This window comes from Nocardioides sediminis, assembly GCF_003047295.1.
GTDB classification, from domain to species: Bacteria; Actinomycetota; Actinomycetes; order Propionibacteriales; family Nocardioidaceae; genus Nocardioides; species Nocardioides sediminis.
On record NZ_PZYZ01000002.1, the window covers coordinates 336,732 to 350,424 of the forward strand.

The following is a 13,693-nucleotide window of genomic DNA, read 5'->3' on the forward strand; positions in this document are numbered from 1 at the left end:
CTGGGCTCCCTTACTTGGAGATGACGCCGAGGAGGACGAACAGGGGGACCAGCGAGAAGCCGCCGGCGATCACGATCGCCAGCACCCAGCCGGCGGTCTTGGCGCGCTTGCGGGCCGCAGCGGTGCCGGTCCAGCCGAGCGTCTGCAGCGCGCTCCACGTGCCGTGGTGCAGGTGGAGGCCCAGGGCCACCATCGCCAGCAGGTAGATCAGCGTCATCCACCACAGGTCGAAGGTGTCGACCAACAGGTTGTAGGGGTCGTTGGTCGCGCCGCCCGCGGGGTTGATCTTGACGATGGTGAAGTTGAGCAGGTGCCAGACGAGGAACACCAGGATCGTCACGCCGCCCCAGCGCATCGTGCGCGAGGAGATCGAGGACGAGGCGTTCTTCTTCACCGCGTACTTCTGCGTGCGCGCGGTCGACGCGCGACGAGCGAGGGCGTACGCCGCCCCGACGTGCACGACCAGGGCCGCGATGAGGCCGACGCGGATCACCCACAGGAGACCCTCGTAGGGGAGCATCGGCTCCCCGAAGGTGCGTAGGTGGTGGGCGTACTCGTTGAACGCGTCATGCCCGGCAAAGGCCTTGAGGTTGCCGTACATGTGGGTGAGCACGAAGCCGACGAAGACGATGCCGCTGACGGCCATCAGGATCTTGAGCGTGATGGTCGTGCGGGCCGCCCGAGAACCCTTCACCAGGGCCGGGGTTTGAGTTTGGGTTGCCACGGAGGTCACGGTACCGCCCGGTTCCCCACGAGTGGGGGCCGGGGAGTGTGACATAGGACCGGTTAGGTGAGCCTCACCCACCCCTGTGGAGGCGGTCCGCCAGCGCCGTCCCGGGGCGTCCCGCGAGCTCCTCGGAGCCGAGCAGCGGGGCGTGCACCTCGGCCAGCAGCTCACCGCAGGCGTGCTGCCAGGTGCGGGTGCTGAGCTCGCGCCCGCGGGTCCCGAGCAGGGCGCGGTGGCGGTCCCCGGCGACCGACTCGACGGCCCGGCGCAGGCCCGTGGCCGTGGCCGGGTCGTAGAGCAGCCCCGTCTCGAGGTCCCGCACCACCCGTGGGGCCCCGCCGCTGCGCGGGGCGACGACGGGCACGCCGCTGGCGGCGGCCTCGCGCAGGGTGTGGCAGCACGACTCCGCCTCCCCGGGGTGGACCAGCACGTCCATCGAGGCCAGGGCGATGGCGAGGTCCCCGGTCCCCAGCGCGCCGGTGAATCGCGCCCGCGGCAGGTGGCGCCGCAGCCACGCCTCCTGCGGACCGCTGCCGACGACCACGAGCTGGACGCCACGCAGGTCCGCGAGCTCCGCGAGGCGTCGTACGCCGTGCCGCTCGTGCAGGCTTCCCGCGTAGCCGACCACGACCCGGCGGCCCTCCCGCGAGCGGGACCGGGCCCACTTGTCGTGCAGCCACCGGTCGCGCAGGGCGGGGGTGAAGGCGCGGGTGTCGACGCCGGGCTCCCACACGGCCGGGTCGAGCCCGAGCTCGTGCAGCCGGCCCGCGAGGAAGTCGGAGGTCACCACGAGCCGGTCCGCCCGTGCGACGACCTTCGCCAGCCACAGCTCCCGGGTCAGCTCGGCGGGCGGCGCGTGCTGCACGACCACGGTGGGCACGCCCGCGCGACGGGCGTGCTTGAGGGCCTTGCGGCCCAGGGTGCCGGGGGAGACGGCGTGCACGAGGTCGGGCTCGAAGCGGGCGAGCGCGTCGCGGACCTGGCTGCCCGGGCGGTCGAGAGGGCGGATGCGCGCGACCTGGCTGCGACGGTACGTCGACAGGCCCGGACCGGGGGCCACGACGAGCACCTCGTGGCCGGCGTCGATGAGGTGGTCGGTCAGCTGCTTGAGCGTGGTCGTGGTGCCGTCGACGGCGGGGTAGAACGTCTCGGTCACCAGCGCGATCCGTCGCGTCTCCATGCACCGACACTGGCGTGCGCCGGTCGACGACGGTCGTCGACCGGGCCAACCCCCGGGCAACGACGGGTGAAGCCTCGGCACCGCGGATGACCCACGGTGTGAGAGGTATGCCACAGGTCCGACCCCTCGCCCGAGGGCGCGTCGGGCCTATCCTGCGCTGCATGACCGACGTTGAAGGCGGCCTCGACGAGCCGGCCGAGCTGGAGCCCGAGCAGGGCTCGCTGCGGCTGGCCTCACCCGACGACCGGCACGACGCCGCGGCCTGGGAGGCGGCCGCGGCCGCGGTCCTCCGCAAGGCCCGCCGGCTCGGCGAGGACGACCCCGACTCGGCCGTCTGGGACGCGCTCGCGCGGACCACGCTCGACGGCATCGCGGTCGCCCCGATCGGCACGCCCGACAGCGTGGCCGACCTCGCCACCAGCGGCCGCCCCACCCGGGCGGGCGACTGGGACGTCCGCGCCTGGGTCTTCGGGCCCGACGCGGAGGCCGCCAACGAGGCCGTGCTGGTCGACCTGGACAACGGCGCCACGTCGCTGTGGGTCGAGCTCGGCCGCGGGCTCACGTCGACCGACCTGCCGACCGTGCTCCGGCGTGTGCTGGCCGACCTGGCGCCCGTGGTGCTCGAGGCCCCGCACGAGCCCGTGGCTGCGGCGCGGGCGCTGCTCGCCGTGCTCGACGAGCAGGGCGTCGACGGCCACCCGGGGACCAACCTCGGCGCCGACCCGGTCGCGGCCCACCTGCGTCACGACCTTCCCCTCGACGACGCGCTCGGCGACCTCGTCCCCGTGGCGCAGCTCGCCCGCGAGCACGGGATCCTCGGCGTCACCGTCGATGCCTCCGCGCTGCACGACCGGGGCGCCACCGACGCCCAGGAGCTCGGGTACGCGGTCGCCACCGGCGCGGCGTACCTGCGGGCCCTGACCGCCGCCGGGCTGTCGCTCGAGGACGCGCTGGGACTGGTCGAGTTCCGCTTCGCCGCGACCGACGAGCAGTTCCCCACGATCGCCAAGCTGCGCGCCGCCCGCCGCCTGTGGGCCCGCGTCGTCGAGCTGTCGGGCGGTGCCACCGAGACGGCCGCCATGCGCCAGCACGTCGTCACCAGCCGGGCGATGCTGAGCAAGTACGACCCCTGGGTCAACATGCTGCGCGGCACCGTCGCCGCCTTCGCCGCCGGCGTCGGCGGGGCCGAGTCCGTCACGGTCGTGCCCTTCGACGTCACCCTCGGCGTCCCGGACGCCCTCGGCCGCCGGGTCGCCCGCAACACGTCCTCGCTGCTCGTCTCGGAGTCCCACGTCGCGCGGGTCGCCGACCCCGCGGGAGGCTCCTACGCCGTCGAGCGGCTCACCGACGACCTCGCGCACGTCGCGTGGGAGGAGCTCGGCCGGATCGAGGCCGCCGGCGGCGTCGTCGCCGCGCTCGCCGACGGCTCCCTCCTCGCCCGCGTCGAGGAGGCCGCGGCCGTGCGGGCCGGCGAGGTGGCCACCCGGCGCCGGCCGCTCACCGGGGTGACGGAGTTCCCCCACCTCGACGAGCTGCTCCCCGAGCGGACCGGCGAGCCCGACCCCGTCCGCCGCTACGGCGCCGCCTTCGAGGCCCTGCGCGACGAGCCGGCCGCCGCACCCGTTTTCCTGGCGACGCTGGGACCGGTCGCAGCCCACACCGCCCGCGCGACCTTCGCCAGCAACCTGCTCGCCGCGGGCGGCATCGCCGTCGACGTGGCCGGCCCGACGGACGGCGTCGAGTCCGTGCTGGCGGCGTACGCCGCGCAGCCGGTCGTCTGCCTCGCGGGCACCGACGCGACGTACGCCGAGTGGGGGAGCGACGTCGTCGCCGCCCTGCGCGACGCGGGGGCGCGTCACGTCATCGTCGCCGGCAAGCCGATCGACGGTGTCGACGACAGCGCAGCCATGGGGGTGGACGCGCTCGCGTTCCTCACCCGGACGAGAGAGGCCCTGGCATGAGCATCCCGGACAGCTTCGCGGGACTCCCGCTGGGCGGAGGCCGCCCGGTCCCCCCGTCGACCGCCGAGGGCGCGGAGCCGTGGCACAGCCCGGAGGGCATCGACGTCCTGCCGGTCTACGGTCCCGAGCACGTCGAGGGCCTCGACGCGCTCGACACGTGGCCGGGGCTGAGCCCGTTCCTGCGCGGGCCCTACCCGACCATGTACACGACCCAGCCGTGGACCATCCGGCAGTACGCCGGCTTCTCGACCGCGGAGGAGTCCAACGCGTTCTACCGGCGCAACCTCGCGGCCGGGCAGAAGGGCCTCTCGGTCGCCTTCGACCTCGCCACCCACCGCGGCTACGACTCCGACCACCCGCGGGTGCGCGGCGACGTCGGCATGGCGGGCGTGGCGATCGACTCGATCTACGACGCGCGGACCCTCTTCGACGGGATCCCGCTCGACGAGATGTCGGTGTCGATGACCATGAACGGCGCCGTGCTGCCGGTGATGGCGCTCTACATCGCGGCGGCCGAGGAGCAGGGGGTGAAGCCGGAGCAGCTCGCGGGGACCATCCAGAACGACATCCTCAAGGAGTTCATGGTCCGCAACACCTACATCTACCCGCCCGCGCCGAGCATGCGGATCATCAGCGACATCTTCCAGTACACCTCCCAGCGGATGCCGCGCTTCAACTCGATCTCGATCTCCGGCTACCACATCCAGGAGGCCGGGGCGACGGCCGACCTCGAGCTGGCCTACACGCTGGCCGACGGCGTGGAGTACATCCGCGCCGGCCTCGACGCGGGCCTGACGATCGACCGGTTCGCCCCGCGGCTCTCCTTCTTCTGGGCGATCGGGATGAACTTCTTCATGGAGGTCGCCAAGATGCGCGCGGCCCGGGCCCTGTGGGCGCGGCTGGTGCGCGACTTCGACCCGGCGGACCCCAAGTCGCTCTCCCTGCGCACCCATTCCCAGACCTCGGGCTGGTCGCTGACCGCCCAGGACGTGTTCAACAACGTGGGCCGCACCTGCATCGAGGCGATGGCCGCGACCCAGGGCCACACCCAGTCGTTGCACACCAACGCCCTCGACGAGGCGATCGCGCTGCCGACCGACTTCTCGGCGCGCATCGCCCGCAACACCCAGCTGCTCCTCCAGCAGGAGTCGCGCACCACTGAGGTCATCGACCCGTGGGCCGGCTCCTGGTACGTCGAGCGGCTCACCCACGACCTCGCCGAGCGCGCCTGGGCGCACATCCTCGAGGCGGAGCGGGCCGGGGGCATGGCCAAGGCCATCGAGCAGGGCATCCCCAAGATGCGCATCGAGGAGGCGGCCGCCCGCACCCAGGCGCGGATCGACTCCGGGCAGCAGAAGGTCATCGGCGTCAACACCTTCCGGCTCGCCGACGAGGACAAGCTGGACGTGCTGCGGGTCGACAACGACGACGTCTACCGCCAGCAGGTCGCCAAGCTCGAGCGGCTGCGCGCCGAGCGCGACGACGACGACGTACGACGCTCGCTCGAGGCCCTGACCCGCAGCGCCGAGCAGGGTGCCTCCGGCGACGGGTCGCTCGACGGCAACCTGCTCGCGCTGGCCGTCGACGCGGCCCGCGCCAAGGCCACCGTCGGGGAGATCTCCGACGCGCTGGAGAAGGTCTACGGCCGTCACCAGGCGGTGATTCGTACGATCAGCGGCGTGTACCGCGACGAGGCAGGGTCCGCAGCCGACGGCAAGGTCGCCCAGGTGCTGGCCGCGACCGAGGAGTTCGAGGAGGCCGAGGGCCGGCGTCCCCGCATCCTGGTCGCCAAGATGGGCCAGGACGGCCACGACCGCGGCCAGAAGGTCGTGGTCACCGCGTTCGCCGACCTCGGCTTCGACGTCGACGTGGGGCCGCTGTTCTCCACGCCCGAGGAGGTCGCCCAGCAGGCCGTCGACGCCGACGTGCACATCGTGGGCGTCTCCTCGCTGGCCGCCGGCCACCTGGCGCTGCTGCCCGCGCTCAAGCAGGCGCTGGCCGACCAGGGGCGTCCCGACATCATGGTCGTCATCGGCGGGGTCATCCCGCCCGACGACGTGCCCACGCTCAAGGAGATGGGCGCCGCCGCGGTGTTCCTGCCCGGCACGGTGATCGCCGACTCGGCCCTGGACCTGCTGGCGAAGCTGCGCGCCTGATGCCGGCCCCCGACGTCGGTGCCCTCGTGCAGGGCATCCGGGACGGGCAGCGGGCCGCGGTCTCCCGCGCGATCACGCTGGTCGAGTCCTCGCGGGCCGACCACCGCGCGGCCGCGCGCGAGCTGCTGACCGAGCTGGGCAGCACCGCGGGGGCGACGCGGGTGGGCATCTCCGGCGTCCCGGGGGTCGGCAAGTCGACCTTCATCGAGGCACTCGGCACGATGCTCACCGCGGCCGGCCACCGGGTCGGCGTGCTCGCCGTGGACCCCTCGTCGGTGCGCACCGGCGGGTCGGTGCTGGGCGACAAGACCCGCATGGCGACCCTCGCCGTCGACCCACGCGCCTACATCCGTCCGTCGCCGTCGGCCGGCACCCTCGGTGGGGTCGCCCGCGCCACCACGCAGGCGATGCTGGTCCTCGAGGCGGCGGCGTACGACGTGGTGCTCGTCGAGACGGTCGGCGTCGGGCAGTCCGAGGTCACCGTCGCCGGGATGGTCGACACCTTCCTGTTCCTCACCCTCGCCCGCACCGGCGACCAGCTGCAGGGCATCAAGAAGGGCATCCTGGAGATCGCCGACGTGATCGCGGTCAACAAGGCCGACGCCGTCGGCGGCGACGACCGCTCGGGCGAGGCCCGGGCCGCGGCCCGCGAGCTCGCCGGTGCCCTGCGCCTCGTGCACGGCAAGGGGGAGTGGGCACCGCCGGTCGTCACCTGCTCCGCGCTCACCGGCGTCGGGGTCGACGAGGTCTGGAAGCGCGTGCAGGCCCACCGCGAGCACCTCGGGACCGACGGGCTGCTGCGCAAGCGGGCCGGCCAGCAGCTCGACTTCACCTGGGCGCTGGTGCGCGACGAGCTCGACCAGCGGTTGCGCCGCTCCGCCTCGGTCGCCGCCATCCGCGACGAGGTGCGCGACGCCGTCCTCTCCGGCGAGCTGCCCGCACCCATGGCCGCCGACCGCATCCTCGCGGCGTACGACGCGGGCTGAGGGTCCGCGGCGCGTCCCGCATCGCGCAGAGCCGACCGGGCGCGGCCCCTGCTCGCCTAGACTGGGGGGTCTGATGCCAGACCACTCCGAGACCGACGCTGCGTCGCTGGTCGATGCGGTCGTCGAGAAGTACTCCGACGAGCTGATCGACCTGCGGCGTGACCTGCACGCCCACCCCGAGCTCAGCTGGACCGAGTCCCGCACCACCGACCGCATCGTCGAGCACCTCGACGGCACCGGCTGGTCGCTGGCCCGGCTCGACGGCGGCGGCCTGATCGCCGACATCGGCGCGGGCAAGCCGCTGGTGGCGCTTCGCGCGGACCTCGACGCCCTGCCGATCGACGACCTCACCAACGACCCGTGGAGCAGCACCGTCCCCGGCGTCGCCCACGCCTGCGGCCACGACGTGCACGTCAGCGGCCTGGTCGGCGCGGGCCTCGCGCTGGCGGCGGTCGAGGAGCACGGGCTGCTGCCCGGCCGGGTCCGGCTACTCTTCCAGCCGGCGGAGGAGGTCATGCCGGGCGGCGCGCTCCACCTGATCCGCGCCGGCGCCCTCGACGGCGCCCAACACGTCTTCGGCCTGCACTGCGACCCCAGCCTCGACGTGGGCCGGGTGGGCATGCGCGAGGGCCCGATCACCGGGGCCGCCGACTCCCTCAGCGTCCGGCTGGCCGGTAAGGGCGGCCACACCAGCCGCCCGCACCTGACCGAGGACCTCACCTTCGCCATCGGCAAGCTGATCACCGAGCTGCCCGCGATCCTGAGCCGGCGCCTCGACCCGCGCGCCGGCGTGAGCGTGGTGTGGGGGATGGTCAGGGCGGGCTCGGCGCCCAACGTGATCCCGCACGCCGGGCTCGTGGCCGGCACCGTGCGGATGCTCGACGCGGTCGCATGGGCCGACGCCGAGCACCTCGTGCGCCAGCTGGTGACGCAGATCGTGTCGCCGTACGGCGTGACCGCCGAGGTGACCTACCAGCGCGGGGTGCCGCCGGTCGTCAACGGCCCTGCCAGCAGCCGGGTCCTCGGCGAGGCCGTCGAGCGGGTCCTGGGTCCGCACGGCCACGTGTCCACCCAGCAGAGCCTGGGCGGCGAGGACTTCGGGTGGTATCTCGACAAGGTCCCCGGCGCCATGGGTCGTCTCGGGACGCGTGCGCCGGGCGGCCCGACGTACGACCTGCACCAGGGCAACCTGCGTGTCGACGAGCGCGCCACGATGATCGGCGCGCGGGTGCTCGCCGAGGCGGCCGTCACCGCGCTGCGCGGCTGACGGCCGGCCCCGGCGGCCGGTCCAGGGCTATTCCTTGCGGTAGGGGACGCCGTCCGCGGCCGGGGGCCGCGAGCGGCCGACGAGCCCGGCCACCGCGAAGATCGTGACCACGTAGGGCAGCATCAGCATGAACTGGCTCGGCACCGGCGAGCCGAGCACCGCCAGCACGCCCTGCAGGTTGGAGGCGAAGCCGAAGAGCAGCGCCGCCAGCGTCGCGCGGATCGGGTCCCACTTGCCGAAGATCACCGCGGCGAGGGCGATGTAGCCCGCACCGCCGGTCATCTCGCGGTTGAACTGCGGGACCGAGACCAGGGTGTAGAACGCTCCACCCATCCCCGCGACCGCGCCGGCGACGAGGATCGTCCGGTAGCGGGTGCGGTTGACCTTGATGCCCACGGTGTCGGCGGCCTTGGGGTGCTCGCCGACCGCGCGGACCCGCAGGCCCCACCGGGTGCGGTAGAGCGCGAAGGCCACCAGGGCGACCGCGATGTAGAGCAGGTAGACCACGGCGGTCTGGCGGAAGAAGACCGGGCCGATGAGCGGGATGTCGCCCAGCACCGGGATCGGCACCCGCGGGAACCGCGGCGGGGTGTTGAGGGACTCGGAGTTGGGGGCCAGCACCTGGCTGAACAGGAAGCTCGTCAGGCCGATCACCAGGACGTTGAGGACGACGCCGACGATGACCTGGTCGACGAAGTAGGTGATGGCGAAGAGCCCCAGCACCAGCGCCACCAGAGCGCCGGCGACCATCGCGGCGACGAGGCCCACCCAGGGGGACCCGGTCACCGAGCCGATCATCGCGGCGGCGAAGGCGCCGAACAGCAGCTGGCCGTCGATGGCGATGTTGACCACGCCGGACCGCTCGCCGAGGACGCCGCCGAGGGCGCCGAAGACCAGCGGGACGGCCAGCGCGATGGAGCCCGCCAGCAGGCCGACCACCGGCACGGACTCGCCCGCGGCCGCCCAGGTCAGGAAGGCCGCCATCCAGGCCACCGCGTAGACCGCGAGCAGCCAGAGAGGCGTACGACGGCGCGCGAGGTAGCGGCGTACGGACTCGGCGGTCAGCAGGGCGCAGACCACCGTGAGCGTCCAGGCGCCGGCCATGGTCGGCACCGTGAGCTCGGGAAGCTGGACGAAGTCGGTCCGGGCGGCGAGGCGGAAGGTCGTCTCGCCGGACTGGCCCTCGAACAGGAGGATCAGGGCCATGCCCACGGTCAGCACGCCGAAGATGATCGGCGTCTTCTTGCTGACGACCGGGACGGTGTCGACGACGGGCCCGGCGGTGGGGGCGGGGGCGGGGGTCAGGCCGGCGGTGGTCACTTCGCCTCCTTGGCGGGGAGCCGGAAGATCGCGCGGACCAGGGGCGGTGCGGCGATGAAGAGGACGATGAGGGACTGGACGACCAGCACGATGTCGACCGGGATGCCCTCGGAGGCCTGCATGGCGAAGCCACCGGCCTTGAACGCGCCGAACAGCAGTCCGGCGAGCAGGATCCCGAGCGGTCGCGAGCGGCCGAGCAGGGCCACGGTGATGGCGTCGAAGCCGATGCCGGCGTCGAGGTCGACGGTCACGCCGCTGGTGACCGTGCCCAGCACCTGGTTGGTGCCGGCCAGGCCCACGAGGGCGCCGGCGATCAGCATCACCACGACGTAGGTGCGACCCACGTCGATGCCGGCCGCACGAGCGGCGTGGGGGTTCTCACCCACGGCGCGGATGCGGTAGCCGAGCGTGGCCCGGTTGAGGAGCCACCACACGATGGCGACGGCGACCAGGGCGAGCAGGAAGCCCAGGTGCAGGTTGAAGCGGTCGCCCAGGATCTTGGGCATGACCGCCGTCTCCGCGGCCGGGGCCGACTTGGGGTTGCCGGACCCGGGCGCCTGGAGCAGCGACTGGCGCGAGAGCGCGAAGAACACCAGGTAGAAGCCGACGTAGTTGAGCATGATCGTGACGATCACCTCGTGGGCGCCGGTGCGGGCCTTGAGCACGCCCGCGATGCCGGCCCACAGGGCGCCGGCGACCATGCCGGCGATGATGGCCAGCGGCAGGTGCACGACGGTCGGGAGGTCGACGTTGGCGGCCACCCAGCCGGCGGCGGCACCGGCCAGCAGCATCTGGCCGCGGCCGCCGATGTTGAACATGCCGGCCCGGAACGCCAGTCCGACGCCGAGGCCGGCGGCGATCAGGGGCGCCGCGAACTTCAGGGTCTCGGTCAGGGGACGGATCTGGGTGGCGAAGTCGTCGACGCGGTCGTTGTAGACCGCGCCGCGGAAGAGCGCCGTGTAGGCCCCCCAGATGGCGTCCCACAGGGCGTTGAAGAAGTCGGCCGGTCGCGCGAAGACGTACGACGCGGTCTCGCGCACCTCCTCGTCGGTCAGCGCGATCATCAGCGAGCCGACCGCGACCGCCAGGACGACGGCGAGAACACCGGCCAGCGCGTTGCCCGAGGCGATCTCGCGCAGCAGGGAGTGCGACCGGCTCGGGGCCTCGGGGGCCTCCGGCGCCCTGTCCTCGGTCGCCTTGTCCTCGGTCTCGGTCGGTGGGGTCTTGTCGGTGCCGCTCACGCGACCACGTCCTTCGGTCGCTCGCCGGTCATCATCAGTCCGAGGGTCTCGCGGGGGGTGTCGCCGGGCACGATGCCGACCACCTGCCCGCGGTAGAGCACCATGATCCGGTCGGCGAGCGCGACGACCTCGTCGAGCTCGGTGGACACGACCAGCACGGGCACGCCGCTGTCGCGGGTGGCGATCACCTGCTTGTGGATGAACTCGATGGAGCCGACGTCGACGCCGCGCGTCGGCTGCGCGGCCACCAGGAGCCGCAGGTCGCGCGAGAGCTCGCGGGCGACGACGACCTTCTGCTGGTTGCCGCCGGAGAGCTTGCCCGCATGGGTGTAGATGTCGGGTGCCCGGACGTCGTACTCCTCGAGCTTGGTCTTGGCGAACTCGTCGAGCTCGGCTATCCGCAGGGAGCCGCGTCGCGCGAAGGGGGAGCGGAAGCTGCGGTTGAGCATGAGGTTCTCGGCGATCGTGAAGCCGCCGACGAGACCGTCGGCCTGGCGGTCCTCGGGGATGAACCCGACGCCCGCGTCGAGGACCTGCCGGACGGACCGGCCGACGAGCTCCTTGCCGTCGAGGGTGACCGAGCCCTCGACGTGCTCCTGGAGGCCGAGGATGGCCTCGGTCAGCTCGGTCTGGCCGTTGCCCTGCACGCCGGCGACGCAGAGGACCTCGCCGGCCTTGATGGTGAAGCTGATGCCGTCGAGGTGGACGTGGCCGAGGGCGTCGCGGACGCGGAGGTCCTTGACGACGAACGCGTCCTCGCCGAGCTGGGGGGCGTCCTTGTGGACGACGAGCTCGACCGGTCGGCCGACCATCATCGAGGCGAGCTCGGCGTTGCTGGCCTTGGGGTCGGCCTCGCCGACGACCTTGCCGAGGCGGATGACGGTGATCCGGTCCGCGACCTCGCGGACCTCGCGGAGCTTGTGGGTGATGAAGACGATCGCCTTGCCGGCCTCCTTGAGCTGGCGCATGATCTCCATCAGCTCGTCGGTCTCCTGGGGCGTGAGGACCGCGGTGGGCTCGTCGAAGACCAGCACCTCGGCGTCGCGGGAGAGGGCCTTGATGATCTCGACGCGCTGCTGGACGCCGACGGGGAGCTCCTCGACGAGCGCATCGGGGTCGACGTGGAAGCCGAACCGCTCGGAGATCTCGCGGACGCGCTCGCGGGCGGCGTCGATGTCGAGGGTCCCGGCGAAGCCGGTGGACTCGTTGCCGAGCATCACGTTCTCGGCGACGGTGAAGACGGGGATCAGCATGAAGTGCTGGTGCACCATGCCGATGCCGGCCGCCATGGCGTCGCCGGGGCCGGTGAAGTGCTGCACCTTGCCGTCGAGCTCGATCTCGCCCTCGTCGGCCTTGTAGAGGCCGTAGAGGACGTTCATCAGCGTCGACTTGCCGGCGCCGTTCTCGCCCAGGAGGCAGTGGACCTCACCGGGGGCCACCTCGAGCGAGATCCGGTCGTTGGCGACCAACGAGCCGAAGCGCTTGGTGATGTTGCGAAGGACAAGCTTCATGGATCGCATCCTATTCACGCGGAGACCTTGTGGATCCGCCAAGGGGACGTGCCGAGGGGAGGCCGACCTCGCAGTCGACCTCCCCTCGTGGAACCGGGCGGCAGCGTGGCGGCGTAGCCGACACCCTCGCCCCGTCAACGGGTCGTGCTACCTCACTGGTCGAGGTAGGACGTCACCTCGATCGAGCCGTCGATGATGCCCGCCTTGACCTCGTCGAGCTCGCCCTGGAGCGAGTCGGAGACCTTGTCCTCGAAGTTGTGGAACGGCGCCAGGCCGACGCCGCCGTTCTCGAGGGTGCCGACGTAGGTCTCGGTGTCGAACTCGCCCTCACCGGCGGACATGATCGCCTCGTAGGTCGAGACCTTCATGTCCTTGAGGATCGAGGTCATGACCACGTCCTGCGTGTTGGGGTCGGTCTCGTAGAAGTCCGCGTCCACGCCGACCAGGGCGACGTCCTGGCCGGAGTCGGCGATGGCCGTCAGCGCACCCTGGTAGATCGGACCGCCCACGGGCAGGATCACGTCAGCGCCCTGGTCGAGGATGCGACGCGCGGTGCTGGTGGCCGCCTCGTTGGCCTCGAAGCCGCCGGTGAAGGAGCCCTTCTCGCCGCCCTCGAAGCCGATGACCTCGACGTCCTTGCCCTTCTCCTCGGCGTAGTACTCGGCGCCCTGCTTGAAGCCGTCCATGAAGATGGTGACGGTCGGGAACGGCTGGCCGCCGTAGGTGCCGACGGTGCCGGTCTTGGTGTAGTCGGCGGCCGCGTAGCCGGCCAGGAACGCCGCCTCGGCGGTGTTGTAGAGCAGGGGCTTGATGTTCTCCGCGTCCTTCTCGCCGTCGAAGTCGTTGTCGGCCGCGTCGTCGATGAGGATGTACTCGATGTCGGGGTTGGCGTTGGCCGACTCGACGGTGGCCGCGGAGAGCGCGAACCCGACGGTCACGATGGCGTTGCAGCCCTGCGAGACGAGGGCCTCCAGGTTGGGGCCGTAGTCGTTCTCGCTGTTGGACTCGACGTCGATGAGCTCGACGCCCAGCTCGTCGGCGGCCTGCTTGGCGCCCTCGTAGCCGAGCTGGTTGAAGGACTTGTCGTCGAAGCCGCCGGCGTCGGAGACGATGCAGGGCTGGAAGTCGCTGGCCGCAGCCTCGCTCCCGCTGTCGCTGCCGCCGTTCTCCTCCTCGGGCGCCTCGCCACACGCTGCCAGGGTCGCGGTCGCCAGCAGCGCCACGAGGCCGCTCGTGACGACCTTCCTCGTGTTCCTCACAAAAGCCTCCAAAATCACGTCGTCCCCGGGGTTGGGGGCGCATATCGGGAGAATGATGCCCCCGACTCGCCCTTCGTGGGAGCCA

10 protein-coding genes are annotated in these 13,693 nt (G+C 72.4%); 4 read left to right on the plus strand and 6 right to left on the minus strand.

All coding sequences use genetic code 11. From position 1 onward, the window contains the following. Positions 1-10: 10 nt before the first annotated feature. Complete coding sequence (locus tag DAI17_RS06445) at positions 11-694, minus strand: succinate dehydrogenase cytochrome b subunit (RefSeq protein ID WP_234412280.1); 684 nt, start codon at positions 692-694, stop codon at positions 11-13. 103 nt (positions 695-797) lie between these two features. Continuing rightward, complete coding sequence (locus DAI17_RS06450) at positions 798-1,907, minus strand: glycosyltransferase (protein ID WP_107772078.1); 1,110 nt, start codon at positions 1,905-1,907, stop codon at positions 798-800. Positions 1,908-2,068: 161 nt separating this feature from the next. Here DAI17_RS06450 and DAI17_RS06455 point away from each other — a divergent pair, with 161 nt between their 5' ends. From DAI17_RS06455 to DAI17_RS06470, 4 genes are all read left to right on the plus strand, one after another. Continuing rightward, positions 2,069-3,868, plus strand: coding sequence for a methylmalonyl-CoA mutase family protein (locus DAI17_RS06455; protein ID WP_107772079.1), 1,800 nt, complete (start codon positions 2,069-2,071; stop codon positions 3,866-3,868). Beyond that, positions 3,865-6,024, plus strand: coding sequence for a methylmalonyl-CoA mutase (gene scpA, locus DAI17_RS06460; protein ID WP_107772080.1), 2,160 nt, complete (start codon positions 3,865-3,867; stop codon positions 6,022-6,024). The genes DAI17_RS06455 and scpA overlap by 4 nt, the downstream gene beginning before the upstream one ends. Beyond that, positions 6,024-7,010 (plus strand): methylmalonyl Co-A mutase-associated GTPase MeaB, encoded by a 987-nt coding sequence (meaB, locus tag DAI17_RS06465; RefSeq protein WP_107772081.1) that lies wholly within the window; start codon positions 6,024-6,026, stop codon positions 7,008-7,010. Before scpA ends, meaB begins: the two co-directional genes overlap by 1 nt. A 73-nt stretch (positions 7,011-7,083) precedes the next feature. After that, entirely contained in the window at positions 7,084-8,277 is a 1,194-nt protein-coding gene (locus DAI17_RS06470; protein ID WP_107772082.1) for an amidohydrolase, read from the plus strand. A 27-nt stretch (positions 8,278-8,304) separates the two neighbouring features. Here DAI17_RS06470 and DAI17_RS06475 read toward each other — a convergent pair whose 3' ends face one another. From DAI17_RS06475 to DAI17_RS06490, 4 genes are all read right to left on the minus strand, one after another. Further along, complete coding sequence (locus tag DAI17_RS06475; protein ID WP_234412282.1) at positions 8,305-9,597, minus strand: ABC transporter permease; 1,293 nt, start codon at positions 9,595-9,597, stop codon at positions 8,305-8,307. Continuing rightward, positions 9,594-10,838: an ABC transporter permease gene (locus DAI17_RS06480; protein WP_199904968.1), complete on the minus strand. Its 1,245-nt coding sequence runs from the start codon at positions 10,836-10,838 to the stop codon at positions 9,594-9,596. Before DAI17_RS06480 ends, DAI17_RS06475 begins: the two co-directional genes overlap by 4 nt. Further along, on the minus strand, positions 10,835-12,349 hold the full coding sequence (locus DAI17_RS06485) for an ABC transporter ATP-binding protein (RefSeq protein ID WP_107772083.1): 1,515 nt from the start codon (positions 12,347-12,349) through the stop codon (positions 10,835-10,837). The genes DAI17_RS06480 and DAI17_RS06485 overlap by 4 nt, the downstream gene beginning before the upstream one ends. 152 nt (positions 12,350-12,501) lie before the next feature. Then, entirely contained in the window at positions 12,502-13,608 is a 1,107-nt protein-coding gene (locus DAI17_RS06490; protein ID WP_234412284.1) for a BMP family lipoprotein, read from the minus strand. Between the last annotated feature and the right edge of the window lie 85 nt (positions 13,609-13,693).

Excerpts from the sequence above, each read along its gene's own strand:
- DAI17_RS06455 (WP_107772079.1), top strand. The coding sequence starts at position 2,069 with ATGACCGACGTTGAAGGCGGCCTCGACGAGCCGGCCGAGCTGGAGCCC.
- DAI17_RS06470 (WP_107772082.1), top strand. The coding sequence starts at position 7,084 with ATGCCAGACCACTCCGAGACCGACGCTGCGTCGCTGGTCGATGCGGTC.
- meaB (WP_107772081.1), top strand. The coding sequence starts at position 6,024 with ATGCCGGCCCCCGACGTCGGTGCCCTCGTGCAGGGCATCCGGGACGGG.
- scpA (WP_107772080.1), top strand. The coding sequence starts at position 3,865 with ATGAGCATCCCGGACAGCTTCGCGGGACTCCCGCTGGGCGGAGGCCGC.
- DAI17_RS06450 (WP_107772078.1), bottom strand. The coding sequence starts at position 1,907 with ATGGAGACGCGACGGATCGCGCTGGTGACCGAGACGTTCTACCCCGCC.
- DAI17_RS06485 (WP_107772083.1), bottom strand. The coding sequence starts at position 12,349 with ATGAAGCTTGTCCTTCGCAACATCACCAAGCGCTTCGGCTCGTTGGTC.